At 68.1% G+C, this 24,574-nt stretch carries 25 protein-coding genes; 13 read left to right on the forward strand and 12 right to left on the reverse strand.

The window, feature by feature from the left end; translation table 11 throughout:
• The 5 genes from K1Y73_RS09600 to pcaD form a co-directional block, all read right to left on the reverse strand.
• Window positions 1–1,107 (reverse strand): lyase family protein (locus K1Y73_RS09600; protein ID WP_225028073.1); only part of this gene is annotated, 1,107 nt, incomplete at its 3' end.
• A 108-nt stretch (window positions 1,108–1,215) separates the two neighbouring features.
• Window positions 1,216–1,830, reverse strand: coding sequence for a protocatechuate 3,4-dioxygenase subunit alpha (pcaG, locus tag K1Y73_RS09605; RefSeq protein ID WP_225028074.1), 615 nt, complete (start codon window positions 1,828–1,830; stop codon window positions 1,216–1,218).
• A complete protein-coding gene (gene pcaH, locus K1Y73_RS09610; RefSeq protein ID WP_225028075.1) occupies window positions 1,830–2,567 on the reverse strand; it encodes a protocatechuate 3,4-dioxygenase subunit beta in 738 nt (245 codons plus the stop codon). The genes pcaG and pcaH overlap by 1 nt, the downstream gene beginning before the upstream one ends.
• Window positions 2,564–2,956 (reverse strand): 4-carboxymuconolactone decarboxylase, encoded by a 393-nt coding sequence (gene pcaC / locus K1Y73_RS09615; protein ID WP_225028076.1) that lies wholly within the window; start codon window positions 2,954–2,956, stop codon window positions 2,564–2,566. Before pcaC ends, pcaH begins: the two co-directional genes overlap by 4 nt.
• On the reverse strand, window positions 2,956–3,732 hold the full coding sequence (pcaD, locus tag K1Y73_RS09620) for a 3-oxoadipate enol-lactonase (RefSeq protein ID WP_225028077.1): 777 nt from the start codon (window positions 3,730–3,732) through the stop codon (window positions 2,956–2,958). The genes pcaC and pcaD overlap by 1 nt, the downstream gene beginning before the upstream one ends.
• Before the next feature lie 66 nt (window positions 3,733–3,798).
• On the opposite strand from pcaD, the gene K1Y73_RS09625 reads away from it, so the two are divergent.
• Entirely contained in the window at window positions 3,799–4,731 is a 933-nt protein-coding gene (locus K1Y73_RS09625) for a LysR substrate-binding domain-containing protein (RefSeq protein ID WP_225028078.1), read from the forward strand.
• Here the strand turns inward: K1Y73_RS09625 and K1Y73_RS09630 are convergent, their stop codons facing one another.
• Genes K1Y73_RS09630 through K1Y73_RS09650 form a run of 5 tightly spaced genes read right to left on the reverse strand, consistent with a single transcriptional unit; the run spans window position 4,732 to window position 9,867 of the window.
• A complete protein-coding gene (locus K1Y73_RS09630; protein ID WP_225028079.1) occupies window positions 4,732–5,553 on the reverse strand; it encodes a sugar phosphate isomerase/epimerase family protein in 822 nt (273 codons plus the stop codon). It abuts the gene before it with no gap.
• 5 nt (window positions 5,554–5,558) lie between these two features.
• Complete coding sequence (locus K1Y73_RS09635; protein ID WP_225028080.1) at window positions 5,559–6,170, reverse strand: NIPSNAP family protein; 612 nt, start codon at window positions 6,168–6,170, stop codon at window positions 5,559–5,561.
• A complete protein-coding gene (locus K1Y73_RS09640; protein WP_225028081.1) occupies window positions 6,167–7,897 on the reverse strand; it encodes an FAD-dependent oxidoreductase in 1,731 nt (576 codons plus the stop codon). Before K1Y73_RS09640 ends, K1Y73_RS09635 begins: the two co-directional genes overlap by 4 nt.
• Before the next feature lie 44 nt (window positions 7,898–7,941).
• Entirely contained in the window at window positions 7,942–8,772 is an 831-nt protein-coding gene (locus K1Y73_RS09645) for an IclR family transcriptional regulator (RefSeq protein WP_225028082.1), read from the reverse strand.
• A gap of 27 nt (window positions 8,773–8,799) precedes the next feature.
• Window positions 8,800–9,867 (reverse strand): Gfo/Idh/MocA family protein, encoded by a 1,068-nt coding sequence (locus tag K1Y73_RS09650; RefSeq protein ID WP_225028083.1) that lies wholly within the window; start codon window positions 9,865–9,867, stop codon window positions 8,800–8,802.
• 329 nt (window positions 9,868–10,196) lie between these two features.
• Here K1Y73_RS09650 and K1Y73_RS09655 point away from each other — a divergent pair, with 329 nt between their 5' ends.
• The 6 genes from K1Y73_RS09655 (at window position 10,197) to K1Y73_RS09680 (ending at window position 15,711) form a co-directional block, all read left to right on the forward strand.
• On the forward strand, window positions 10,197–11,009 hold the full coding sequence (locus tag K1Y73_RS09655) for a shikimate dehydrogenase family protein (RefSeq protein WP_225028084.1): 813 nt from the start codon (window positions 10,197–10,199) through the stop codon (window positions 11,007–11,009).
• A gap of 116 nt (window positions 11,010–11,125) precedes the next feature.
• Entirely contained in the window at window positions 11,126–12,253 is a 1,128-nt protein-coding gene (locus K1Y73_RS09660; protein ID WP_225028085.1) for an ABC transporter substrate-binding protein, read from the forward strand.
• Between the two features lie 123 nt (window positions 12,254–12,376).
• Window positions 12,377–13,252, forward strand: a complete 876-nt coding sequence (locus tag K1Y73_RS09665; protein WP_225028086.1) for a branched-chain amino acid ABC transporter permease — start codon at window positions 12,377–12,379, stop codon at window positions 13,250–13,252.
• Window positions 13,249–14,223: a branched-chain amino acid ABC transporter permease gene (locus K1Y73_RS09670; protein ID WP_225028087.1), complete on the forward strand. Its 975-nt coding sequence runs from the start codon at window positions 13,249–13,251 to the stop codon at window positions 14,221–14,223. The genes K1Y73_RS09665 and K1Y73_RS09670 overlap by 4 nt, the downstream gene beginning before the upstream one ends.
• Window positions 14,220–14,987: an ABC transporter ATP-binding protein gene (locus K1Y73_RS09675; RefSeq protein WP_225028088.1), complete on the forward strand. Its 768-nt coding sequence runs from the start codon at window positions 14,220–14,222 to the stop codon at window positions 14,985–14,987. The genes K1Y73_RS09670 and K1Y73_RS09675 overlap by 4 nt, the downstream gene beginning before the upstream one ends.
• 1 nt (window position 14,988) lies before the next feature.
• Entirely contained in the window at window positions 14,989–15,711 is a 723-nt protein-coding gene (locus K1Y73_RS09680) for an ABC transporter ATP-binding protein (RefSeq protein WP_225028089.1), read from the forward strand.
• Here K1Y73_RS09680 and K1Y73_RS09685 read toward each other — a convergent pair.
• On the reverse strand, window positions 15,708–16,604 hold the full coding sequence (locus K1Y73_RS09685; protein WP_225028090.1) for a helix-turn-helix domain-containing protein: 897 nt from the start codon (window positions 16,602–16,604) through the stop codon (window positions 15,708–15,710). The two genes, K1Y73_RS09680 and K1Y73_RS09685, sit on opposite strands and share 4 nt — an antisense overlap.
• A gap of 114 nt (window positions 16,605–16,718) precedes the next feature.
• On the opposite strand from K1Y73_RS09685, the gene K1Y73_RS09690 reads away from it, so the two are divergent.
• From K1Y73_RS09690 to K1Y73_RS09715, 6 genes are all read left to right on the forward strand, one after another.
• Window positions 16,719–18,410, forward strand: coding sequence for an FAD-dependent oxidoreductase (locus K1Y73_RS09690; protein WP_225028091.1), 1,692 nt, complete (start codon window positions 16,719–16,721; stop codon window positions 18,408–18,410).
• Window positions 18,407–19,186, forward strand: a complete 780-nt coding sequence (locus K1Y73_RS09695; protein WP_225028092.1) for an SDR family NAD(P)-dependent oxidoreductase — start codon at window positions 18,407–18,409, stop codon at window positions 19,184–19,186. The genes K1Y73_RS09690 and K1Y73_RS09695 overlap by 4 nt, the downstream gene beginning before the upstream one ends.
• Window positions 19,179–19,931 (forward strand): SDR family oxidoreductase, encoded by a 753-nt coding sequence (locus K1Y73_RS09700; protein ID WP_225028093.1) that lies wholly within the window; start codon window positions 19,179–19,181, stop codon window positions 19,929–19,931. Before K1Y73_RS09695 ends, K1Y73_RS09700 begins: the two co-directional genes overlap by 8 nt.
• Window positions 19,928–20,491 (forward strand): NIPSNAP family protein, encoded by a 564-nt coding sequence (locus K1Y73_RS09705; protein WP_225028094.1) that lies wholly within the window; start codon window positions 19,928–19,930, stop codon window positions 20,489–20,491. Before K1Y73_RS09700 ends, K1Y73_RS09705 begins: the two co-directional genes overlap by 4 nt.
• Before the next feature lie 13 nt (window positions 20,492–20,504).
• Window positions 20,505–21,671 (forward strand): 4-hydroxybenzoate 3-monooxygenase, encoded by a 1,167-nt coding sequence (gene pobA / locus K1Y73_RS09710; protein WP_225028095.1) that lies wholly within the window; start codon window positions 20,505–20,507, stop codon window positions 21,669–21,671.
• A gap of 67 nt (window positions 21,672–21,738) precedes the next feature.
• The gene (locus tag K1Y73_RS09715; protein ID WP_225028096.1) at window positions 21,739–23,655 is read left to right on the forward strand and encodes a bifunctional sugar phosphate isomerase/epimerase/4-hydroxyphenylpyruvate dioxygenase family protein; all 1,917 of its coding nucleotides are present in this window, start codon (window positions 21,739–21,741) and stop codon (window positions 23,653–23,655) included.
• Here the strand turns inward: K1Y73_RS09715 and K1Y73_RS09720 are convergent.
• Window positions 23,652–24,521, reverse strand: a complete 870-nt coding sequence (locus tag K1Y73_RS09720; protein ID WP_225028097.1) for an NAD-dependent epimerase/dehydratase family protein — start codon at window positions 24,519–24,521, stop codon at window positions 23,652–23,654. The genes K1Y73_RS09715 and K1Y73_RS09720 overlap by 4 nt on opposite strands.
• Window positions 24,522–24,574 lie beyond the last annotated feature (53 nt).

Genomic DNA, 24,574 nt, shown 5'->3' on the forward strand with positions numbered 1-24,574 from the left:
CTCAGCATGGATCAGCCCGCTGCCATCATCGAGATTGCGCGCCATCGCCGCCGGCACCGGCGCGATCCGGCCCGCCAGCTGCACGGCCAGCGCCAGCGCCCGCCCGGTCGAGATGCACAGCTGCGGCAGCGTCAGCCATTCGACGAACCAGGCCGCGCCATCGCGCTGCTGGCGGTGCAGCCCCGCCCCGGTCAGCGCCGCGGCCAGCGCCGTGACCTGGCGCGACAGCGCCACCAGGACCGAGGGCCCGACCGGGTTCTGCTTCTGCGGCATGGTCGAGGACCCGCCGGCGCCCGCGATGGTGATCTCGCCGATGCCGGACTGGGCCATCAGGATCAGATCCTCGGCCATCTTGCCCAGGCTCGCGCAAAGCCCCGCCATCCATGCCCCGAAGGCGCCGATCCGGTCGCGCTCGGCATGCCAGCTGTGGCCCGGATCGCCCAGGCCCAGCGCCTGGGCCAGACCGGCGCGCACGGCCGGGCCTTCGGGGCCCATGGCCGACAGCGTGCCGGCAGCCCCCCCCAGCGAGACCAGCGCCAGATCGGGGGCCAGCGCGGCCAGCCGCGCCCGGTGGCGCAGGATCGGATGGCCCCAGCCCGCCACCACGGCACCAAAACTGGTGGGCGTCGCGGCCTGGCCATAGGTGCGCGCGGCCATCGGCAGATCGGCATGCTCCTGCGCCAGCCGGCCCAGCGCCTGCGCCAGCGCCAGAAGCCTGCCGTCCCAGATTTCAACCAGCCGGCGCAGCCGCAGGTTCTGCGCCGTCTCGACGATATCCTGCGAAGTGGCGCCCCAATGCAGATATTGCGCGTGTTCGGGCGCTGCCATCGCCTTGCGGAAGGCCGCAACCAGCGCAGGCACCGGCACGCCATCGGCCGCCGCCCCCGCTGCCAGCCCGGCCGGGTCGATCTGCACCTCGCGCGCGGCGCGGTCGATGAAGGCCGCGGCGGTTTCCGGGATCAGGCCCAGCCGGCCCTGCACCCGCGCCAGCGCGCCTTCGACCAGCAGCATGGCGCGGATCTCGGCGCTGTCGGAGAACAGGGCGGCGGTTTCGTCATCGGAGAACAGGCCCCGATACAGGGCGCTGTCGGCAGGAGATGCGGGCATGGCGGGCCTTTGGTCTTGCGGCAAGCCCGGGGAATGTCTGCCCCGGGCCCCTGAACGTAGTGAAGCCGAAAGGAAGGGGAAAGCCGCTTTGCCCCCTTCGCGCTTCGGTCACATGTCGAAGAAGACGGTTTCGCCTTCGCCCTGCAGGCGGAAGTCGATCTCATAGGCGCCGGGGCCGGTCTTGCGGGCCAGAAGCGTGGCGCGGCGCTCGACATGTTCGATCCGCGCCAGCACCGGGCATTGCGCATTGGCTTCGGCTTCGTCCTCGAAATAGATCCGGGTCTGCAGGCCCAGATTGATGCCGCGCGCCACCAGCCAGACCGCGATATGCGGCGCCATCAGCCGGCCATCGGGAAAGGGCACGCGGCCCGGCTTGATCGTGTCGAGCCGCCAGATGCCGCTGTCGAAATCGGCCGCCACCCGCGCCCAGCCGGTCACCTTCGGATCGGCCGTGCCGCGCGGGTCGTTGCCCGGATAGATCCCTGCCGCATCGGCCTGCCAGGATTCGAACAGCGCATCGCGCAGGATCATGCCCGCCCCGTCGATCACGCGGCCGGTCAGGGTGATCGGCTCACCCTTGGCACCCGGCAGGATCGGGGACCGGCCCAGATCTTCGGGATAGATGCCCGGATTGCCCAGCGCATTGGGCACCAGCCCGATATGCACATAGGGCCCGGCGGTCTGCGAGGGGGTTTCCTTCAGATAGTCGAGGCGCTGCACCATCACATGCCCTCCTTGCGGTTCTCGAAGAACGACTGGCGCCGGCCGCGCAGCACGATGTCGAACTTGTAGGCCAGGCAATCCATCGGAATCGCCCGGTTCATGTCCAGCGCCGCGACCAGAACGTCGATCGCCTCTTGCTTGCCGATCGTGTTGACGATCGGGCACAGGTCGATCAGCGGATCGCCCTGGAAATAGTTCTGGGTGATCAGCCGCTGGCCGAAACCCGAGCCGAAGATCGACCAGTGGATATGCATCGGCCGCCAGTTGTTCACATGGTTGGGCCAGGGATAGGCGCCGGGGCGCACGGTCAGGAATTCATAGCTGCCATCCGGCCCGGTCAGTGTGCGGCCGCAGCCGCCGAAATTCGGGTCCAAGGGCGCCAGATAGCCATCCTTCTTGTGCCGGTAGCGGCCGCCCGCATTGGCCTGCCACATCTCGACCAGCACGCCCGGCACGCCGCGGCCGTTTTCATCCAGCACGCGGCCATGCATGATGATCCGCTCGCCAATCGCGGGCTGGCCGGTGAAGTTCATCACCAGATTGTTGTCCAGCTCTCCGATCATCGAATGGCCGAAGGCGGGGCCGGTTTCCTCGGACAGGGTCGAGCCCATGGCCACCAGCGCGCGATGCGGCGCGCGGGTCATCGAGGTCTTGTAGCCCGGCGTATAGGCGGCCGGATGCCAGTCGCGGTCGCGGAAGAACAGCGGCCCGCGGTCGACGGAATTCGGTTTGGTCACTTCTGTCCCTCCTCCTCGGCCTTCATCTGGGCGAAGGTCTCTTTGGCGATCTTGATCGCGTGATTGGCCCGCGGCACGCCGGCATAGATCGCGACATGCAGCATGACTTCCAGAATGTCATCCGGCGAGGCGCCGGTATTGGCCGTGGCGCGGATATGCATGGCCAGTTCGTGATCATTGCCCAGTCCCGCCAGCAGCGCGATGGTCAGCATCGACCTTTCGCGCGGCGGAATCGTCTTGCGCGACCAGACATGGCCCCAGGCGGCTTCGGTGATCAGCGCCTGATAGGGCGCGTCGAAATTGGTCTTGTCGGCCTCGGCGCGGTTCACATGCGCCTCGCCCAGCACGCTGCGGCGGGTTGCCATGCCGGCGGAATAAGTGTCGTTCATCAGGCATGCTCCTGCAGGAAAGGGGCGACCAGCGCGGCCCAGGCATCGGGGGTCTCGACGCAGGGCAGATGGCCCGCGCCGGGAATTTCATCGTAGCGGGCGCCGGCGATCAGCCCGGCCGTCGCGCGCACCAGATCGGGGGGCGAGGCGCCGTCGGCCCCGCCGGCGATCACTTGCACCGGCAGGCGCAGGCCGGCGGTCGATCCGGTCAGGTCGCAGCCGGCAAGGACGCCGCAAGTGTCGATATAGCCCTGCGGATCGCAGCGCAGGAACATGGTCCGCCACAGCGCGAATTCCGGCGTCGCGCGGAAGGCCGGGGCGAACCAGCGCTCCATCACCGCATCGGTGATCGCGGCCAGACCTCCGGCGCGGATGGCGGCGATGCGCGCCTGCCAGGCCTCGGCCGTGCCCATCTTCGGCGCGGTGTTCGACAGGACCAGCGCGCGCAGAAGATCGGGTCGCGTGGCCGCCAGCGCCTGGCCGATGGCGCCGCCGACCGACAGGCCGACGAAGATCACCGGACCATCGGCAAAGGTCTCGATCAGGGCCGCGGCATCGGCGGCAAGATCGTGGATGTCATGCGGCCCCGACAGGTCGGACAGGCCATGGCCGCGCTTGTCGAAGCGGATCGCCCGCACGCCCGGCAGGCGCGGCAGAACCGGATCCCACAGCCGCAGATCGGTGCCCAGCGAATTGGCGAAAACCACCGCAATCCCGTCTGCGGGCCCATCGACCTGGCAATGCATCGCCCCCCAGGGGCGGGTCAGAACTTGCATGGCTTCCTCCACTCTTCCATAATCTGGCACGTCGAATTCTGTTTGGATAATGCAAAGTGGACCAGAATGGATAAGCGCTCGGTTATGCACCCGGGGGTCAAGCTGCGGCATATCCGGGCTTTTCTGGACATTGCGGCGGAAGGCGGCCTGTCGGTGGTGGCGCGCGCGCAGGGCATCACCCAGCCCGCGCTGTCGCGCACCCTGGCCGAGCTGGAGGACCTGCTGGCCCAGCCGCTGTTCCTGCGTCAGGGACGGCGGCTGGTCCTGACCGAGAGCGGGCGGATCTTCCGCCGCCATGCCGCCCAGGCGCTGGAGGCGCTGGAGGCCGGGGCGGCGGCGCTGCGCCCGGGCAGCGGCGGATCGCTGCGGGTGGGGGTCTTGCCCACGGCCGCCACGCGGGTCTTTCCCGCCGTGGTGCTGCGCTTTCGCGCGCTGCGCCCCGAGATCCTGCTGAAGGTGGAAACCGGCCCGCATCACCATCTGATCCGCCTGCTGCGCGAAGGCCGGATCGACCTGATGATCGGCCGCCTGCCCGATGTGTCGGAGATGCCGGGGCTCAGCTTCGAACATCTGTATGAAGAGGATGTCGTGCTGGTCGGCCGCACCGGCCACCCGCTGGCCGGTCGCCCCCCGGCCGAGGCGCTGGCCTCGGTGCCGCTGATCCTGCCGCCCGCGACGGCGCTGATCCGCCGGCCGGTCGATGACTATCTGGCCTCGCTGGGCCTGTTCGGCATCGTGCCCGCGGTGGAAACCGTGTCGCTGGCGGTGGGGCGCGGCATCTGCCTGGCCTCGGACGCGCTGTGGTTCATCTCGCGCGGGGTGATCATCGAAGAGCTGGAACGCGGGCTGATCCACGAGATCAAGCTGGGCGCGCGGTTCCTGTCGGGCGCGGTCGGCATCACCCGGCGCCAAAGCGCTGCGGCGCCGGGTCTGGCCACCCTGGAAGAGGTCACGCGCGAGATCGGAGCGGCGATGCCGCGCGCGGGCGAGACGGCCTGATCAGGCCCGCCCCGCCGCCCGCAGGATGCCCTTGGTCGCCGACAGCGCCATTTCGGCCCGGGCCAGCGGATCCAGCTTTTGCGCCAGCGCGCGATGCGGCACCTCGACGCTGACCGTCACGCCTTCGGGCATCGCCCGCGCCAGCCCGATCAGGTCGATGCCGCCCTCGCCGGGGAAAAGCCGCTCGCCGCGGGCGATGCGGATCAGGCCCTCGTCCGACGGGTCATAGGGCACGGCACCATCGCAGAACTGCACGTAATTCGCCCGGGCACGCGGCAGGGCGGCGATCTGGTCCAGCGTGGTGGAGGATCGGTCGTAATGCAGCGCATCGACCAGCACGCCGCCATTCGGCGCCCCCGCGGCCTCGACAATCGCAGCCGCGGCGGTCAGGTCGGGCACCGCCGTCCAGGGCATGAATTCCAGATCGGCGGTCAGCCCGCGCGGCGCGGCCAGCCCGGCAAAACGGGCGAAACTGTCGGTCAGCCGCGCGCGATCGGTGTCATCGCCCGCCACCAGGATATGCCGCGCCTTCAGGGCGGCGCAGCGGTCAAGGAAGCGGTCGAACAGGCCCCAGTCGTTTTCCGCCTTCAGCCGGATGATTTCCACATCGCCGACCGTCACGCCGGTTTCGTCCAGCGCGGCCAGCACCTCGGCCAGCACGGCGTCGTCGGTCAGCAGCGGATAGTCCGGCTCGCCGCTGGCGGCGGCGGGCAGGATGCGCAGGCCGACCATCTGATAGCCGGTTTGCGCCGCGATGCGCACGGCCTCGACCGGGCCGACATCGAAAGTGGTCAGGAAAGCAAGCGAGATCGGATGGGCCATGGCAGTCACTTCAAGGGCGAGAAGGGAAGAGGCAGCGCGATCTGGCTGGTCATCTCGGGCGACAGCCAGTCGGGCCCGCCCTTGGGCGGCCATTTGCCATCGGCCACCGATTTCGCCCGCGCCTCGGCCCGGGCGGCCAGGCTGGCATAGGGCCAGATCTGGGTCACGCGCGGCTCGCCATCCAGCCCGTACATGGCGACGGTCAGCTTGGAATAGGCCTCACGCGGGGGGACGGCCTCGGCCCATTTGCCCATGGTGGGCATGATGCCGTTGATCTTGGTCTTGTAGGTGCGGAATTCATAGACCGGACCGAAGCTGCCGGGTTCGACCGGCGGCAGGAAGTCGAAGGCGCGGTAGCTTTCCATCGTCAGCCGGGTCAGAAGTTCCGTGCAGCCGAAGGGGTTGTCGCTGCGCAGGGCGCGCTCGCGTTCGTCCATCATCTCGGCCAGCGTGTCGAAGCCGCGCAGCAGGAAGACGCGGTTCAGGCTGCCGATATCGGTGCCCCAGGCGCCCAGCAGGCGGCCCTTGCCGGCGCCGACCCAGGCCTCGATGCCGGGGCTGGCCTTGCCGGCGCCGAAGATCACCGTGTCCAGCGTGGACAGTTCATAATAGCTCATGTGTCTTTCCTTTCTGTCAGGCCCGCAACGGGCTGGCCGGCCAGGACAAGGCCGGCAATATGGCCGAAGGTCATGCCGGGGCCCAGGGTGATGCCCCCGGCGGGATAATGGCCGCCCATGATCGAGGCCATGTCGGCCCCGACCGCGAACAGGCCCGGGATCGGCGCGCCGCCTTGTGTCAGCACCCGGGCGGCGGGATCGGTCTGCAACCCCGCGAAAGTGCCCAGGCTGCCGGGCACGATCTGCACCGCGTAGAAGGGCCCGCGGGTCAAGGGCGCAAGCGAGGGGTTGGGCCCATGCGCGGCATCGCCCTGCACGCGGTTATAGGCGCTTTCGCCCCGGTGGAAGTCGGGGTCGCGGCCCTGCGCGGCGCCTTGGTTGAAGCGGGCGATGGTCGCCTCAAGCGTGGCCGCCGGAATGGCGCAGGCACGGGCCAGGTCGGCAATGGTCCGGCCGCGTTTCAGATAGCCCGCGCGCAGCGCGCGGCCCAGCGGGAAGGGGAAGGGCTTGGCCCAGCCCAGCCCCCAGCGCCGCTGCGCCTTGTGGTCAGCGATCAGCCAGCATCGGGGCTTTTGCCCGGGCGGGGTGGCGGCGATCAGTGCCTGCATGAAGCCGTGATAGCTGTCGGCCTCGGACACGAAGCGCTGGCCCTGCGGCGTGACGGCGATGATCCCGGGCTTGGCGCGCTCGACCAGATGCGGGAAATGCGCTGGCGGGCCATCTTTCTGCGGCACAAGCGAGACTGGGGCCATGGCCGTGTTCCAAGCCAGCGCCCCATCGGTGGCCGCGCCTGCCGCTTCGGCCAGCCGCAGCCCGTCGCCGGTATTCGTGCGCGGCGCGGCCGAGGCATGGTCGCGCCCGCCCGCCGCCCCGGCCCAATCGGCCAGGCGCTGCGGATCATGCGGGAACCCGCCCGAGGCCAGAACCACGCCCCGCGCCGCCCGGACCAGCACCTCGCCCCCCGCCGTTGCCAGCCGGGCGCCGGTGACCCGCCCCGTCTCGCCGACCAGCCCCACCGCCGGCGCACTGTCCAGAAGCGTGACGCCCCGGTCCAGCGCCGCCCGCATCAGCCGCGCCACCAGCGCATTGCCATTGGCCAGCCGCATCGGCCGGCCATGGATCAGCCGGTCGCGCCAGATCGCCAGCACCCGCCGCGCCACATAGGCGGCGGCCCTGGGCTTGCGCGTCGCATCGAAGAACTGGCGCATATCGGCGGCAGGCCCGATCCCGGCGCCCCAAAGGCTGACCACTTCCAGCGGAGGCCGCAGCTTCTTGATCCAGGGGCCCAGGGCGCGGCCGTCGAACGGCTCGACCGAGACCGACCGCCCGCCCTTCCCGGCCCCGGGCGTTTCATGGAAATCGGGAATCCGGTTGCCATCGATCCAGCGCATCCCGGCGCGGTCGCGCAGGAACCGCACCATGCGCGGGCTCATTTCAAGGAAGACCGGCAGGCGCGGATCGCCGGCGCGGTTGCCCAGTTCCGCTTGCAGATAGCGCATCGGGTCTTCCGGCGGCTCGTCAATGCCCGCCTCTTGCGCCAGGGGATTGCGCGGAATCCACAGCCAGCCCCCCGACCAGGCCGAAGTGCCGCCGAAGACCGCGGCCTTCTCGGCCACGATCACCTTCAGCCCGAATTCCGCGGCCGTCACCGCGGCGGTCAGCCCCGGCGCGCCCGATCCGATCACCAGCACGTCACAGTCAAGGACGCGGCTGTCCTGCCGTTCCATTCACCCCCGCTTTCCAGCGGCGGCCCTGTGGAACGGCCCCCGCATCATGCGCTTTTTCGGTCAGTCAGGCCGTCAAGGGCCCGCAGATTGGCTGCAAAGAACCGCGATCCGGCCGCGGCTGCGCCCAGTTCGGCGGCCGCCTGCTGCAGAAGCGGCGCAAGTTCCGACATGCGCTGCGCGGTCATCCGCACCGCCGGGCCGGCAATCGACAGGCAGCCCAGCACCGGGCCTTCGCCCTCATAGCGCACCGGCACCGCCATGGCGGCCATGCCGGCGATATAGCTGTCGACCGCGGTCGCATAGCCGCGCGCCCGCGCCTCGGCCAGCTGCTCGATCAGCAAGGCCAGGCTGCGCGGCGCGTTCTGGCCCTGCCCGTCGGCCTGCCGCATCAGCCCCTGGGCGCCCACGCGCACCAGCGCCTCTTCATCGCTCATCGAGGCAAGCCAGGCCTTGCCGCCGGCCGAGCTGGCCAGGTGGACGACCACGCCCTGTTCCTGACCGGGGTCATAGCGCAGCCCGCGTGTCGCCCCCTGGGCCACCGCGACCCAGATCAGATTGTCGCCGTCAATGACCGAAAGCCGGATCAGCTCGCCACTGTCGGCCGCCAGCGCATCCAGCACCGGCTGGGCGATATCGGTGATCCCGGCCCGGCCCAGAAAGCCCAGGCCCATCGCCGGCAGCTTGATCGTCAGCGCGTAATCGCCCTGCTGGTGCAGCTGGCGCACATAGCCCAGCCGCGCCAGTTCCTGCAGCGTGCGATGCACGCCGCTGGCCGGCTGATCCGTCGCCGCCGCGATGGCCGAGACCGGCAGGCCGGTCGGATGACCGACCAGCAGTTCGACGATGGCGAGGGATTTCTCAATGACGCTGCTCATGACCCGACTTCCGCTTTTGAACCTGCTTCAGGTTTCGGGACCCAGCGGCGAAAGGTCAATGGCGACCCTTTGACCCGTGGCTGCGGCGCTGCGGATCGCATCCAGAACGATCAGATTGGCCGTGGCATCGCGGGCCGAGACCAGCGGCCTGCCGCCAGCCCGGATCAGATCGGCGAAATGCGACAGCTGCGCGGCATAGGGATCGCCCGGCGCGATCTCGATCCGGCGCGGGGCCAGGGGCACGGTCCAGTCCGGCGTGCCGGGGGGCTGCCAGAGCGTCAGATCGGGCAGCGACAGGCCAGCCTTGGTGCCCGCATAAAGATGGGCCTGCACCGGATGGGCCGGAAAACGCGCCGGATTCTCGCCCGCCGACAGATCCCAGGCCCAGGGCCCGGTTGCGGCATCGGAAATGCACAGCGTCGCCAGCCCGCCCGCGGCAAAGCCCAGGCAGACCGCGGCGGTATCCTCGACCGCAAAGCCCCGACGGGCGTTCGAGGCCACAGCCTGGACGAAGGCGATCTCGCCGAAGATGTGGCGCAGCAGGTCGATCTCATGCACCAGATTGATCAGCAGGGGCCCGCCTGCACCGGGGCTGCGCCGCCATTCGGCCTGGAAATAACTGTCGGGCTTGGCCAGGCTACAAGTGACCGTCGCCATGACCAGATCGCCGATTTCACCATTGGCCACCGCCGCGCGGGCGGCCTGGATGATCGGGTTGTGGCGTCGGTGATGACCAACCAGCAGCGGCACGCCGGTTTCCCGCGCCACCGCAATCAATTGCAGCGCCGAGTCCAGGCTTTCCGCCACCGGCTTTTCCAGCAGCACCGGCAGGCCCGCGCGCAGCAGGGCGGCCGCGATCGGCAGATGGGTTTCGTTCGGCGTGGCGACGATGGCGGCTTGCGCCAGGCCCGCGGCGATCAGCGACTGGGCATCGGGAAGGCAGGGCACCGACAGCGAGTCGGCATAGGCCCGCGCCGCCGGCGTCGGATCGACCAGCGCCGCCAGATGCATGCCCTGCATGCGCGCCAGCGTCTCGACATGCGTTCGCCCGATGGCGCCCGCGCCGATGACCGCAACTTCCAGACGTGTCGACATGTTTCCAACGGCCTCCCTGCGCCTTGGGGCAAGGATAACGGCCGGTCGATAAGGAATGCAATTTAATTCTGGAATTCAGTTCAACTTTGTTGCAGAAGCCCGCCACCCATGCTCATCCGGCGGGGTCCGGGGCGACATGGGGCGAACAGGCCGAGAATGCATAATCAGGCAGTTATCGTTTCTGCTGAATTTTGCATTATCAATGTCAATTTTGTTGTGTCAGCTTGCAACAGGAGCGAGGAAACCATGACCCGAAGCAGCCTTTACAGCCCCAAGGCCCCTGCCCGTCGCGGCGCGGATGCTGAACGCGATTCAGGATATGTCGCAGCATGACCGCCCCGTTGCGCATTGACGGCGAGACCCGGATCTTCCCGATCCTCGGCCATCCGATCGGACAGGTGAAATCCCCCGCCTCGCTCAGCCAGATCATGGCCGATCGCGGCTTCAACGGCATGGTCGTGCCCGTCGACATCCAGCCCGAGGATCTGGCGGCCTGGCTGACCCAGGCGCGGACCATGCGCAATTGTGACGGCATCATTGTCACCGTGCCGCATAAGGTGCCCTGCCTGGCCTTCTGCGCCAAGGCGACGGCCCGCGCCCGGGCCTCGGGCGCGGTCAATATCATGATCCGCGACGGCGAGGGCTGGATCGGCGACGCAACCGATGGCCATGGCTATCTGGACGGCATCGCCGCCGAAGGCTTTGACGTGGCGGGCAAGCCCGCGCTTCTGGTGGGCACCGGCGGCGCCGGCTCGGCCATCGCTTACGAGATCCTGGCCCGCGGCGCCTCCAGCCTGGCGCTGCACGATATCGACACGGCCCGGCGCGACAGCCTGATCGCGCGGCTGGACAAGGATTTCCCCGGCAAGGTCCGCATCGGCGGCACCGATCCGCGCGGCTTTGCGCTGGTGGCCAATGCCACGCCCCTGGGCATGCGCGAGGGCGATCCGCTGCCGGTTCAGGTCGATCTGCTGACCGCCGATCAATTCGTGGCCGATGTCGTCACCCGCCCCGCCGTACCCCCGCTGATTGCGGCGGCGCGCGCCAAGGGTTGCGCGACCATGCCCGGGTCGGGAATGTTCGACGCGCAGGCGCTGCTGCTGGCGGAACTGCTGATGGGGACACGCAAGGTCGAGGTCTGAGGGGACCGCGACCGGATGGGAGGATGTGGCGCCGCCGTCAGGCGGGGCCCGGGCCGCAGCGGTTGCCGGATGGCCGCGCGCGCCGGAAAGAACTCCGGCGAACATGGGAGGAAAGAATGTTCAAGACCCTACTGGGAACGGCCGCGCTGGCGCTGGCCCTGACCGCCACCTCGGCCCTGGCCGAAATCAAGATTGGCTCGATCGTCGAACTGTCGGGCGCGGGCGCCGCATCCGGCACCAATTTCCGTGACGGCGTGCATATGGCCTTCGAAGAGATCAACGCCGCCGGCGGGATCCTGGGCGAGCAGGTGGCGATCACCGAATATGACAGCCAGACCGATCCGCAGGTCAGCCGCGCCATGGTGCAGAAGGCGATCGACGACGGCGTCTATGCCATCACCGGCACGGTGTTCTCGTCCTCGACCATCGTGAACATGCTGGTGGCCCAACAGGCCGGCATCCCGCAATTCACCGGCTCGGAAGCGCCGAAGATCACCCAGATGAACAACCCCTACATCTTCCGCACCGCCTTCGGATCGCAGAAGGGCATTCCGAAGATGACCAAGTACATGGCCGAGGAAATGGGGATCAAGAAGGTCGCCGTCGTCTGGGCGAATACCGAATTCGGCAAGGGCGGCCATTCGGCCTTCCTGGACGAGATCGGCAATTTCGGCATCGAGATCGTCGCCGACATCCCGACCGAACAGGCGCAGACCGATTTCTCGGCCGATGTGCTGAAGGCCAAGAACTCGGGCGCCGATGCGGTCTTCGTCTATGTGACCGAAGAGGAATCGGCCCGCTTCCTGCGCGAGGCGCAGAAACAGTCGATCGGCCTGCCCCTGATCGGCGAGACCACGCTGATCGGCGCCAAGGTGATCGAGCTTGCGGGCGATGCCGCCAATGGCGCGATGGGCCATGTCGGCCTGACCGCGGCGGCCGACATTCCGGCCGTGCAGGAAATGGTCACCAAGTTCACCGAGAAGTTCAAATACACCCCCGATCACAACGCGATCAAAGGCTATACCGCGGCCTATGCGATCAAATGCGTGACCGAGAAGAACGGCAAGGTCGACAGCCAGGCGCTGGCCGATGCGATGCATGGGCTGACCCTGACCGCCGCCGAATGCCCCGGCGTGCTGATGGATGTCAGCTGGGACGAAAACGGCGAGATGTCGCGCGAAAGCTTCTTCGTCGAAGTGAAGGACGGCAAGCAGACGATCAAGGCGATCCTGCCGCCGAACTGATCCCGAACCGACGGCCCCGCCTGTGACGGGGCCGCAACCGGGGCAGGCGCCGCTCCCGCGCCTGCCCCGTTTTCCCGCCTGACCGGAGTCAGCGTTCCGGCCCCCAGCTTCAAGGATACTCCCGTGGCTGAGCTTCTTCAGATCATCATCTCCGGCCTGGCTGCCGGCTCGATCTATGCCCTTGCTGCCGTCGGCTTCACGCTGCTGTGGCAAGCCTCGCAGACGATCAACTTCGCCCAGGGCGAATTCGTCATGTTGCCCGCCTTTTTCGTGCTGGTGGGGCTGGGCTTCGGCCTGCCGCTTTGGGCGGCGATCCTTCTGGGGCTTGGCGCCTCGCTTCTGATTCTGGGCGTCGCCTTCAAGAAGCTGATCGTCGAGCCGATGCTGCCGCATGGCACGCTGCCCCTGGTCATCGCCACCATCGCGCTGGGCCTTCTGATGAAGGAAAGCGTCAAGGAACTCTATGGCGCGACGGCCCAGCCCTTCCCGGCGATCTTCCCGCAGACCGTCTACAACGTCTTCGGCGCCAGCGTTTCGGTGCAGGACATCTGCAACCTGGTGGTCTCGATGCTGGCCATCGGCGGGCTGCAGCTGTTCCTGTCGCGCACCCGCACCGGGCGCTGCATGCAGGCCTCGGCGCAGAACCCTGCCGTGGCCGAGATTCTGGGCGTCGATGTCAAGCGGATGGTGATGTACACCTTCCTGATCAACGCCGCGCTGGCGACGATCGCCTCGGTGTTGATCTCGCCCATCTATCTGGCGAAATTCTCGAATGGCGAGACGCTGGGCCTTGTCGCCTTCATCGCGGCCATTGTCGGCGGCTTCAACCAGATCCGCGGCGCCCTGGTGGGCGGGCTGCTGATCGGGGTGATCGACAACCTGTCGGCCGTCTACATCTCGGCCGAATACCGCTCGGCCATGCCGATGATCCTTCTGATCGCCATCATCCTTCTGCGCCCGCAGGGCCTGCTCGGCACCAAGGAGGGCCGGACGGTATGAAACCCCTTACGCTCATCCTGCTGGGACTGGCGCTGGTCGCCCTGATCCTGGCCCCCATCGGCCAAGGCAATTACATCGTCTACACCCTGTCCTCGTGGCTGCTGTTTTCCATCTCGGCGATGGGGCTGAACCTGACGCTTGGCTATGCCGGGCAGGTCAGCCTGGCCCAGGCGGGCTTCATGGGGATCGGCGCCTATATCACCGCGCTGATGACCCTTGCGGGCATCCATTGGGTGGTGGCGGCCGGTGTGTCGATCTCCAGCTGTTTTGCGGTCGGGCTGCTGCTGGGCTGGCCGGCGCTGCGCGTGCAGCACCATTTCCTGGCCTTCGTGACCCTGGCCTTCAACACGCTGCTGTTCCTGGTGTTGCGCAATGAGGAAGAGGTGACGGGCGGGTCCTTCGGCCTGGTCGGCATGCCGCGGCCCGACTTCTTCGGCCTTTCGACCATGTCGAACCTGAACTTCTACTATTTCAGCCTGGTCTGCTTCCTGATCGCGGTGGCGGTGATGTGGGGCATCCTGCGCTCGCCCTGGGGGCGCGCCTTCAAGGCGCTGCGGGAAAACCCGATCCGCGCCGAAAGCCTGGGGCTGAAGATCCGCCGCCAGACGCTTCTGGCCTTCGCCATCGGCTCGGCCTTTGGCGGGCTGGCGGGGGCGATGCAGGCGCCGCTGGTGCAGTTCATCGAGCCGGGCAGCTTCGGGCTGATCCATTCGCTGAAGATCCTGCTGATGGTGGTGGTCGGCGGTTCGGGCTTCTTCTTCGGCCCGATGCTGGGGGCCGCGGTGGTCATCCTGCTGCCGGAACTGCTGCGCTTCACCGAAGGCTATTACCTGATGATCTATGCCGCCTTGGTGATCGTCCTGATGGTGTTCTCGCCCAACGGGCTGATCGGCGCCGGGCAGAAGATCTGGCTCAAGTTCAAACCCAAGCACGAGGCGCGGCGCGACATGCAGAAAGGGTTCCAGCTGTGAATGCACATACCCCTTCCGATCGGGCCCCCATCCTGGCGGTCCACAACATCTCGAAGCAGTTCGGCGGCATCCGCGCGGTGAACAATGTCAGCTTCGAGGTCCGCAAGGGCGAGATCCTGGGGCTGATCGGCCCAAACGGATCGGGCAAGTCGACGCTGTTCAACTGCATCCTCGGCCAGCTGAAACCCACGACCGGCCATTGCGAGATCAACGGCAAGTCCACCGATGGCGTCCGCCCGGCCGATCTGTCGCTGATGGGCGTGGGCCGCACCTTCCAGCAGCTGTCGGTCTTCCCGAAGATGACGGTCTTGGACAATGTCATCCTGGCCGGCCAGGAACATGAAGGCACGATGCTGTCGCGCCTGTTCGGCAAGCCCGATGCCGGGCTGACCGGCAAGGCCGAGCAGCTGATCGAGTTCTTCCGCCTGACCCCCTATCGCGATACCGAAGCGGGGTCGCTGTCTTACGGCCAGCAGAAGCTGGTCGATGCCGCGATGGCCTTCATGGCCGGCCCCGGGATCGTGCTGCTGGACGAACCGGCGGGCGGCGTGAACCTGACCATGCTGGCGAACCTGAAGGAACGCCTGCAGACCTACAATCGCGAACACGGCACCACCTTCGTGGTGATCGAACACAATATGGAATTCGTCATGTCGCTGTGCACGCGGATCATCGTGCTGGCGCAGGGTGAGATCATCGCCGAGGGCAGCCCGGAGGAAATCCGGTCGAACCAGATGGTGATCGACGCCTATCTGGGGGGTTGAGATGCTGGAACTGAAGAACGTGACCGGCGGTTACGGCCGCATCACCATTCTGAACGGCACGACGTTCAAGATCCCCAAAGCCTCGATCACCACCGTGATCGGGCCGAACGGGGCGGGGAAATCCACCGTCTTCAAGGCGGTCTTCGGGCTTCTGAACATCCATTCCGGCCAGATCCTGCTGGACGGAAAGGATGTCACCCGCCAGCGCCCGGCCCAGATGATCGCCCGCGGCGTCACCTATGTGCCGCAGGGCCGCAACGTGGTGCCGCAGCTGTCGGTCTGGCACAATCTGGAACTGGGCGGCATCACCTCGCCCGATCAGGCGCGGGTGCGGCGCCGGATGGAAGAGGTGATGGACCAGTTCCCGATGCTGCGGCAAAGGAAGGATCAGAAGGCGATCGAACTGTCGGGCGGCCAGCAGAAACAGCTGGAAATCGCGCGCGCGCTGCTGCTGGACCCGAAGCTTCTGCTGATCGACGAGCCGTCGATCGGCCTGTCGCCCAATCTGGTGCAGGAAGTGTTCCAGACCCTGATCAAGCTGCGCGATCAGGGCGTGACCATCCTGATGGTGGAACAGAACGCCAAGGCCGCGCTGGCCATGTCGGATTACGGGCTGGTCTTGGAACTGGGCCAGACCCGCATGTTCGACCGCGCCGACAAGCTTCTGGCCGACCCGCGGGTGGGCCAGCTGTTCCTGGGCGGCCATATCGAGGATGCAGCCTAAGCCTCGGCCCGGGCCTGGCGCCGGAAGGCGCCGGGCGAAACGCCGGCCCGCTGGGTGAAGAAGCGGCTGAAATAGGCCGGGTCGTCAAAGCCGGTCAGATGCGCCACCTGCGCCACGCTGCTTTCGGTATAGACCAGATAGCGCTTCGCCTCGGTCAACAGCCGGTCATGCAGCAGGCCAGAGGCCGTCTTGCCCGCCCGCGCCTTGCAGGCCGCATTCAGCCGCGCCGGCGTCACGGCCAGCGCGCCGGCATAGAAGCCCAGGCCGCGCTGGCTGCGGAAATGGGTTTCCAAGAGCGCGCGATAGCGGGTCAGCAGGTCCAGATCGCGGTCCGGCACCGCCTGAGCCTGGGTTTCCTGGGTGATCGACAGCCGCAGCACGATGACCAGAACCCGCGTGAACTGCGCGATGATCGCGCTGCGGCGGCCCGGCGCCGACCAGATGAATTCCCGGTGCAGCCAGTCGAACGTATCGGCCACCGCCGGCAGGTTCAGCCCTGACCCCGCCAGCCCATAGACCGCCGGCTGCGCCGCCACCTGCGCCAGCCGCAGATCCTCGGCCGCGGCGCGGCGCAGGCAGCCCAGCGCCGCCGTGACGACGAACCCGTCCGTGCCCGGCAAAAAGTCGATCTGATGCACGACGCCGACCGGAATGACCATGACCGCCGGCGCCGGGATCGGCAGCTGCCGCTCTTCCATGCGGATCGTCCCGCCGCCCTCGCGCACCAGCAGCACCTGCATATGGTCCGGGTGGGCATGCGGACGAATTCTCCAATCGTTCGGCCCCGACCGATCGCGGATCGGCTCGATCTGCAGCAGGTCCAATTCGACATCCGCGCCTTGATCTCCATACAGATAATAGTGCGGGATCGTCTCTTGCCGGGTTGATGACATCTGCCGCGCCCCCCTGCGCGCTGACGAATTGTGCAAGAAATGGCGGGCATCGTCCATTGGTTCCACCCCCGCCCGCCCGCTATTTCCAGATCAGGGAATGAAGGGAGGACGACGATGCAGCGCGATTGCGATGTGCTGGTGATCGGCTCGGGCGCCGGGGGTCTGGCGACGGCGATCACGGCGAAGAAGCACGGGCTTTCCGTTCTGGTGATCGAAAAAGAGCCGGTCTTCGGCGGCACCACCGCCTTTTCGGGCGGCGTTCTGTGGGTGCCCGGCAACCGGCATGGCAAGGAAGCCAATCCCGGCGACACCCGCGCCGCCGCCCGCGCCTATCTGCAGGCCGAGACCGGAAACTTCTTTCAGCCCGAGGCGATCGACGCCTTTCTGCAGGCCGGGCCGCAGATGCTGGACTGGTTCGAGCGGGAAACCGCGGTGCGCTTTGTGCCGACGCTTTACCCCGACTATCACCCCACGGTCGAAGGCGGGGTGGATGTGGGCCGCTCGGTCCTGGCCGCGCCTTTCGATACTTCGGCGCTGGGGCCCGATCTGAAACGCCTGCGGCCGCCTTTGGCGACCATCACCTTCATGGGGATGATGTTCAATTCCTCGAATGCCGACATCAAGCATTTCTTCAACGCCACCAAGTCCTTGACTAGCTTTGCCTATGTGACCAAGCGTCTGGCGGCGCATGCGCTGGAAGTGGCACGGCACGGGCGCGGGGTACAGGTGACCAGCGGCAATGCGCTGGCCGCGCGGCTGGCGAAAAGCTGTTTCGATCTGCAGATCCCGATCCTGACCGAGACCCCTGCCCTGCGGCTGACCCTGGAAGACGGCAGGGTGACCGGGGCCGAAGTGCCCGGCGGCAGGATCACCGCGCGCAAGGGCGTGGTGCTGGCCTGCGGCGGATACGCCCAGGATCTGGCCCGCCGCGCGGGGATCTATGCGCATCTGAAAGCCGGTGGAGACCATTTCAGCCCGGTGCCGCAAGGCAATACCGGCGACGGCATCCGTCTGGGGGAACAGGTCGGCGGCGCCTTCGATGCCGAATTTGCCCAGCCCGCCGCCTGGATGCCGGTCAGCCGCGTGCCCGGCAAGGGCGTGTTCCCGCATCTTCTGGACCGCTACAAGCCGGGGATGATCGCGGTCGGCGCCGATGGCCGCCGCTTCACCAATGAAAGCGAAAGCTATCACGATGTCGGCGCGGCGATGGTGGCGCAGATGCGGGCGGGTGGCGATGCCAGTTGCTGGCTGATCTGCGATCACCGCACGATCCGCAAATACGGGCTTGGCCACGCGAAGCCCGCGCCAATGCCGTTGTGGATGTGGACCCGCACCGGCTATCTGAAAAAGGGCCGCACCCTGGCCGATCTGGCCCGCGCCTGCGGCATCGATGCCAAGGGGCTGGAGGCGACGGTCGCTGCCTATAACCGCGGCGCGGTGCAGGGCCGGGACGACGCATTCCACCGCGGCGAGACCAGTTTCAACCGCTACCTCGCCGACCCCGACAACAAGCCGAACCCCTGCGTGGCGCCGGTGGCCCAGGGCCCCTTCTACGCGGTCAAGCTGGAAATGGGCGATCTGGGCACGTTTGACGGGCTGAAAACCACGGTCGAGGGCCAGGTGCAGACCCGCGCCGGCGCGGCGATCCCGGGGCTTTATGCGGTGGGCAATGACCGGGCCAGCATCATGGGCGGCAATTATCCCGGCGCCGGGATCACGCTGGGGCCGGCAATGGTCTTCGGCTGGATCACCGGGCGGCATCTGGCCGGGATCGGGATTTCGGAACAGAAGGAGGGGGCGGCATGAGCTGGCTTGGGCTGGAAGGCAAACGGGTGGTCATCACCGGCGCCGGGGGCGGCATCGGTCAGGCGCTGGCGCGGGGCTTTGCCGCGCAGGGCGCGCGGGTGGTGCTGCTTGATCGCGACATCGACCGCTCGGGGCCTTTGGCGGATGAACTGGGCGGCGGCGCCTTCGCGCTGATCTGCGATCTGGCCGATGCGGCCAGCGTGACGGCCGCGGCAGACCGCGTCGAAGCCGAAGGCGGCGCCGATGTGCTGGTGAATTCGGCCGCGATCCTGCGGCCCGGCGCCTTGGACACGGTGTCGACCGCCGATTGGTCGGCGATGCTGGCGGTGAACCTGACTGGCTACCTGACCGCCGCGCAGGCCTTTGGCCGCGGCATGCTGGACCGCGGCAAGGGCGCGCTGGTGCATGTGGCCTCCATCGCCGGAACCCAGCCGCAGCCGGCCTCGGGCGCCTATTCGGCGTCCAAGGCGGCGACGGTGATGATGTCGCGCCAGCTGGCCTATGAATGGGGCCCGCGCGGGGTGCGGTCGAACTGCCTGTCACCCGGGCTGGTGATGACGCCGATGTCGGCCGCCTTCTATGCCGACCCCGAGGTGAAGGCGAAGCGCGAGGCGATGGTGCCCCTGCGCCGGATCGCCTCGCCGGAAGACATGGCCGATGTGGCGCTGTTCCTGGCCTCGGACCGGGCGGGTTATGTCTCGGGGCAGGATGTGGTGGTCGATGGCGGGCTGAGCCAGGTGCTGATGGGCCAGGTGCCGAGGCCCGGCTATGCGTGAGGCGCTGGTCACCGGCGGCGCCGAGGGCATCGGCCTTGCCATCGCGCGGGCGCTGGCGGCGGCGGGATACCGCGTCACCATCGCCGATCTGGACGGCGCGAAGGCGGCCGAGCGGGCGGTTGAACTGGGCGCGGGCCATCGGGGTCTTGCCTGCGACATCACCGACGAAGCGCAGGCCATGGCCGCGGCCGCGACGGCGCCCTTCGAGGTGCTGGTGAACAATGCCGGCATCGGCGACAGCCATCTGCCGACGCTGGATCAGGGGATCGACGCCTTCCGCCGGGTGCTGGACGTGCATCTGTCGGGCAGCTTCCTGATGACGCGCGAAGTGGCGCGGGGGATGGTCGCGCGCGGGCGCGGGGCGGTGGTGAACCTGTCCTCGATCGCCGGGCTGACCGGCCTGCCCAAGCGCAACGCCTATGGCGCGGCCAAGGCCGGAATCGTGGCGATGACGCGGGCCATGGCCTGCGAATGGGCGGGCCGGGGCGTGCGGGTCAATGCCGTGGCCCCGGCCTTCGTGGAAACAGCCTTGGTGCGCAAGCTGGCGGATGCCGGCCGGATCGACCTGCCCACCATCGCCCGGCGCACACCCATCGGCCGGTTGATCCGGGCCGAAGAGGTCGCGGCGGCGGTGGTCTTTCTGGCGTCCGACGCCGCCAGCGGCATCACCGGCGCGGTGCTGCCGGTTGATGGCGGCTGGACCGCGTTTGGCGATTTCGGCGATGCCGCGGATCCGCAGCCATGATCCAGGAATGGCGCAGCTATCGGCTGAAGCCCGGCGCCGCGGGCACGTATCTGGCGCTGCTGGCCGATCAGGGCCTGCCTTTGGTCACCCGCCACCTGCCGCTGATGGGCTATTGGCTGGCCGAAACCGGCGGGCTGAACGTGATCCACCACCTTTGGGCCTATGAGACCTGGGCCGAGCGCGAAGCCTGCCGGGCCGCGCTGGCCTGCGAAACCGACTGGACCCAGGGCTTCATCCCGCGGGCCTTCGCGCTGGTCGACCAACAGGAAAACCGCTTCCTGCGGCTGGATCACGGGTTGCCCGCCTATCATTCGGCGCTTGCGACCCGCCGCATGGCCCATCCGGCCCGCGCGCCGGGCACGCCGCTTTACGCACCCGACTGCGCAGGGCTGGTGATCGGCGCCGCGCCGCAAGACGCACTGGCCCGCTGGACGCCGCTTTCGGGCGATCCACGCCCGATGGCGCTTTTGCCGCGCGGGGACGATCCGGTGCCTGCCGCTCCGCTTCCTCAGGGCGCGCAACATTTCGTCCTGCGCCCGCTTGCCTTTTCGCCACTCTGACCCGGGGGACCCCATGCGTAACCAGATCTGCATCATCGGCGGCGGCCCCTCGGGCCTTTTGCTGTGCCTTCTTCTGCGCCGCGCCGGGCTGGACGCCATCGTGCTGGAACAGCGCAGCCGCGACTATGTGCTGGCCCGCATTCGCGCCGGCGTGCTGGAACAGGGCCTGGTCGACATCCTGCGCGCCGCAGGCGTCGGCAAGCGGCTGGAGGCCGAGGGCTTCACCCATGACGGCACGCTGATCGTGGCCCATGGCCAGCGCGTCCATATCGACTTCAAGGCGCTGACCGGCAAATCGGTGACGATCTACGGCCAGACCGAGGTGACCCGCGACCTTTACGACGAACTGGACCGCATCGGCGCGCCGGTCCTGCACGGGGCCGAAGGCGTGACGATCCACGGCGCCGCTACCGATGCGCCGCATGTCACCTTCCGCCATGACGGCCAGGATCGCCGCATCGACTGCGACTATGTCGCCGGTTGCGACGGGTTCCATGGCCCCAGCCGCCGCACCATTCCGGAAAAGCTGCGCCGGCAGTTCGAACATGTCTATCCGTTCGGCTGGCTGGGCATCCTGTCCGAAACCCCGCCCCTGCAGCATGAACTGGTCTATGCCGGCCATGACCGCGGCTTTGCCCTGTGTTCGATGCGCAATGCGGGCCTGAGCCGCCATTACCTGCAAGTGCCGCTGACCGATGAGGTCGGCGACTGGTCCGACGCTGCCTTCTGGGCCGAATTGCGCCGCCGCCTGCCCGCCGATCTGGCCGATCAGCTGGTCACTGGCCCGTCGATCGAGAAATCCATCGCACCGCTGCGCAGCTTCATATCCGAGCCGATGCGCTGGGGCCGGCTGTTCCTGGCGGGCGACGCCGCCCATATCGTGCCGCCCACCGGCGCCAAGGGGCTGAACCTGGCGGCCTCGGATGTCTGGTATCTGAGCCAGGCGCTGATCGCGCGCTATGCGGGCGATGCCGAGCCGCTGGAAGCCTATTCCGCCCGCGCCCTGTCGCGGGTCTGGAAGGCTTCGCGCTTTTCCTGGTCGATGACGCGCATGCTGCACAGTTTCCCGGCCGAGGGCGCCTTCCTGGCCCGGATGCAGGCGACCGAGGTTGAATATCTGGCCGGCTCGCAGGCGGCGCAGACCGCCCTGGCCGAGAATTATGTAGGCCTGCCCTACTAGGGCCCATTCAAGCCTTTCCGGGGCGGGAAACTGCGGTGATACTGGCCGCGCCCCGCGGAGGACCGCCATGAAAACCTCGATCGCCACCGTGTCGATTTCCGGCAGTTTCGCCGACAAGCTGACGGCGATCGCCGAGGCCGGCTTCGACGGAATCGAGATTTTCGAGCAGGATTTCCTGGCTTCGGATTTCTCGCCGCGCGCGGCGGGGCAGATGGTGCGCGACCACGGGCTTGCGATCACCCTGTTCCAGCCCTTCCGCGACTTCGAGGGCCTGCCCGAACCCTTGCGCAGCCGCGCCTTCGCCCGGGCGCGGCGCAAGTTCGATCTGATGGCGGAGCTGGGCACCGATCTGGTGCTGGTCTGTTCCTCGACCCATCCCGAGGCGATGGGCGGCATCGACCGCGCGGCCGCCGATTTCCACGAACTGGGCGAAATCGCCGCCGAACGGGGCCTGCGCGTCGGCTATGAGGCGCTGTGCTGGGGCCGCCATGTCAACGACCATCGCGACGCCTGGGAAGTGGTGCGCCGCGCCGATCACCCCAATGTCGGGCTGATCCTTGACAGTTTCCACACGCTGGGCCGCGGCATCGACCCCGAAACCATCCGCCGCATCCCCGGCGACCGGATCTTCTTCGTGCAGATGGCCGATGCGCCGGCGATTCCGATGGACCTGCTGTATTGGTCGCGCCACTTCCGCAACATGCCCGGCGAGGGCGATCTGGACCTGACCGGCTTCACCCGCGCCGTCATCGCGACGGGCTATTCCGGCCCGCTGAGCCTGGAAATCTTCAACGACCAGTTCCGCGCCGGCCCCGCGCGCCAGACCGCGCGCGACGGGCATCGCAGCCTGATCGCGCTGATGGACCGGGTCCGGCGTGCCGAACCCGCCCTGAAGCCCGACCTGCCCGCCTTCCCGCCGCCCGCGCCGGTCGAGCGGGTGGAATTCGTCGAATTCGCCACCAGCGCCGAAGAGGCCGCGCCTCTGGAGGCGCTGCTGGCCGCTGCCGGCTTCGCCAGGGCCGGGCGGCACCGGACAAAGCCCGTGACCTTGTGGCAGCAGGGCGGGGTGAACCTGCTGATCAACACCGCCGCCCAGGGCTTTTCCCATGCCGCCTGGGCCAGCCATGGCACGGCCGTGTCCGAGGTGGGCCTGATGGTCCCCGATGCCCGCGCCGGCCATGCCCGCGCCCTGGCCCTTGGCGCGCCGGCGCATCATGAACCGCATGGTCAGGCCGAGCTGGAGATCCCGGCGCTGCGCGGGCCCGGGGGTAGCGTGATCCGGCTTCTGGACCGGCAGTCGGATCTGGCGCGGATCTGGCAGGTGGATTTCGACCTGACAGCGCCCGCCGAACGGCAAGAGAATGCCGGGGCAGATCCTGGCGCAGATGCGGGGGCCGGGCTGACCGCCGTGGATCATGTCGGCCAGACCATGGCCTATGACCAGATGCTCAGCTGGGCGCTGTTCTACACCACGCTGTTTCAGGCCAGCCGCAGCCCGATCACCGATGTGATCGACCCCGACGGCATCGTACGCAGCCAGGCGATCGAGACCGGCGGCCTGCGCGTCACGCTGAACGGGGCCGAGGCGCCGCGCACCCTGGCCGGCCAGTTCATCGCCGATACGTTCGGCGCCAGCGTTCAGCATCTGGCCTTTGCCAGTGACGACCTGTTCGCCACCGCCGCCCAGATGGCGCGGCGCGGCCTGCCGGTCTTGCAGATCGGCGCGAATTACTATGCCGATGTCGAGGCACGCTTCGGCCTGGACGCGGCGTTCACCGCACGGCTGCGGGCGGCCAATCTGCTCTATGACGAAGATGCAGGCGGCCGCTTCCTGCAATTCTACTGCCAGGCCCGGCCGGGTGGGCTGTTTCTGGAATTCGTCCAGCGCATCGGCGCCTATCGCGGCTATGGCGCGCCCAACGCTCCCTTCCGCATCGCCGCGCAAAAGCGCGACGCGCGCCCCGCCGGCATGCCGCGCTTCTAGCGCAGCTCGGCCAGGGCGGCGGCGATGCCCGCTTCGATCCGGGTCACCGGCTGCGGGCCCATCCAGTCCGGCACCGGGCTTGAGGCCAGATCGGCCGGGATGCGCAGGGCCGGCCCCTCGACCGAGATCCCGTTCCAGCCCGATTGCGCCGCCAGTTCGGCGACGAACTCGGCCATGTCGCGGGTGTCGCCGGCCAGGGTCAGCACCTCGGCCCCCTGTCGCGGCAGGGTAACGCCGGCCACCAGCATCCGCGCCACGTCGTCGACATGCACAAAGCCGACCCGGCCCGAGAACCGGATCACCGCCGGCGCGCGCCGGACCGAGGCCGCCAGCGCGATCGACGGCCCCGCGGCAATGCCGCTGCTGATGCCCGGGCCGTAGACGATATAGGGGCGCAGGCCCAGGCTGGGCACGCCATGATCCGCGGCGAAGACCCGCGCCAGGCCCTCGACCGCCAGTTTGGTCACGCCATAGACGGTCATCGGCTGGGGGTGCTGCGCGTCCTGCGGGCCGAAGACTCCGGCCGTCGACAGATAGGCGACCGGAATGCCCCGCGCCGCCGCGGCCTGCAGGACATTCAGGCTGGCCATTACGTTGATGCGCACCGCCCGGGCCGGATCGGCCGCGCAATCGACGGTCATGATCCCGGCCAGATGCACGATTCCGTCGCAGCCCTGGGCGGCGGCCTGCACGATATCGGGCTGCGTCGCATCGCCTGGCACCGCCTCATGCCCGGCGGGCAGATCAAAGCGGGCCAGCGCCTGGGGCAGGTCCAGAAGGCGGCAGGCATGGCCCTGGGCGGCCAGCACGCGCAACACCCGCCGGCCGATGAATCCGGTGCCCCCGACCAGCAGAAATCTTGACATCCCATCCTCCGTGTTCCGGGGGATCATAACAATAATGGAATTGCATTCAATTA

Origin of the sequence: Xinfangfangia pollutisoli, from assembly GCF_020179405.1 — a bacterium.
Classification (GTDB): Bacteria; Pseudomonadota; Alphaproteobacteria; order Rhodobacterales; family Rhodobacteraceae; genus Pseudogemmobacter; species Pseudogemmobacter pollutisoli.

Bases quoted from the DNA above. Each gene is read 5' to 3' on its own strand.
- pcaG (WP_225028074.1), bottom strand. From the start codon at position 1,830: ATGGTGCAGCGCCTCGACTATCTGAAGGAAACCCCCTCGCAGACCGCC.
- pcaC (WP_225028076.1), bottom strand. From the start codon at position 2,956: ATGAACGACACTTATTCCGCCGGCATGGCAACCCGCCGCAGCGTGCTG.
- pcaD (WP_225028077.1), bottom strand. From the start codon at position 3,732: ATGCAAGTTCTGACCCGCCCCTGGGGGGCGATGCATTGCCAGGTCGAT.
- K1Y73_RS09625 (WP_225028078.1), top strand. From the start codon at position 3,799: ATGGATAAGCGCTCGGTTATGCACCCGGGGGTCAAGCTGCGGCATATC.
- K1Y73_RS09630 (WP_225028079.1), bottom strand. From the start codon at position 5,553: ATGGCCCATCCGATCTCGCTTGCTTTCCTGACCACTTTCGATGTCGGC.
- K1Y73_RS09635 (WP_225028080.1), bottom strand. From the start codon at position 6,170: ATGAGCTATTATGAACTGTCCACGCTGGACACGGTGATCTTCGGCGCC.
- K1Y73_RS09640 (WP_225028081.1), bottom strand. From the start codon at position 7,897: ATGGAACGGCAGGACAGCCGCGTCCTTGACTGTGACGTGCTGGTGATC.
- K1Y73_RS09645 (WP_225028082.1), bottom strand. From the start codon at position 8,772: ATGAGCAGCGTCATTGAGAAATCCCTCGCCATCGTCGAACTGCTGGTC.
- K1Y73_RS09650 (WP_225028083.1), bottom strand. From the start codon at position 9,867: ATGTCGACACGTCTGGAAGTTGCGGTCATCGGCGCGGGCGCCATCGGG.
- K1Y73_RS09655 (WP_225028084.1), top strand. From the start codon at position 10,197: ATGACCGCCCCGTTGCGCATTGACGGCGAGACCCGGATCTTCCCGATC.
- K1Y73_RS09660 (WP_225028085.1), top strand. From the start codon at position 11,126: ATGTTCAAGACCCTACTGGGAACGGCCGCGCTGGCGCTGGCCCTGACC.
- K1Y73_RS09670 (WP_225028087.1), top strand. From the start codon at position 13,249: ATGAAACCCCTTACGCTCATCCTGCTGGGACTGGCGCTGGTCGCCCTG.
- K1Y73_RS09680 (WP_225028089.1), top strand. From the start codon at position 14,989: ATGCTGGAACTGAAGAACGTGACCGGCGGTTACGGCCGCATCACCATT.
- K1Y73_RS09685 (WP_225028090.1), bottom strand. From the start codon at position 16,604: ATGTCATCAACCCGGCAAGAGACGATCCCGCACTATTATCTGTATGGA.
- K1Y73_RS09690 (WP_225028091.1), top strand. From the start codon at position 16,719: ATGCAGCGCGATTGCGATGTGCTGGTGATCGGCTCGGGCGCCGGGGGT.
- K1Y73_RS09695 (WP_225028092.1), top strand. From the start codon at position 18,407: ATGAGCTGGCTTGGGCTGGAAGGCAAACGGGTGGTCATCACCGGCGCC.
- K1Y73_RS09700 (WP_225028093.1), top strand. From the start codon at position 19,179: ATGCGTGAGGCGCTGGTCACCGGCGGCGCCGAGGGCATCGGCCTTGCC.
- K1Y73_RS09705 (WP_225028094.1), top strand. From the start codon at position 19,928: ATGATCCAGGAATGGCGCAGCTATCGGCTGAAGCCCGGCGCCGCGGGC.
- pobA (WP_225028095.1), top strand. From the start codon at position 20,505: ATGCGTAACCAGATCTGCATCATCGGCGGCGGCCCCTCGGGCCTTTTG.
- K1Y73_RS09715 (WP_225028096.1), top strand. From the start codon at position 21,739: ATGAAAACCTCGATCGCCACCGTGTCGATTTCCGGCAGTTTCGCCGAC.
- K1Y73_RS09720 (WP_225028097.1), bottom strand. From the start codon at position 24,521: ATGTCAAGATTTCTGCTGGTCGGGGGCACCGGATTCATCGGCCGGCGG.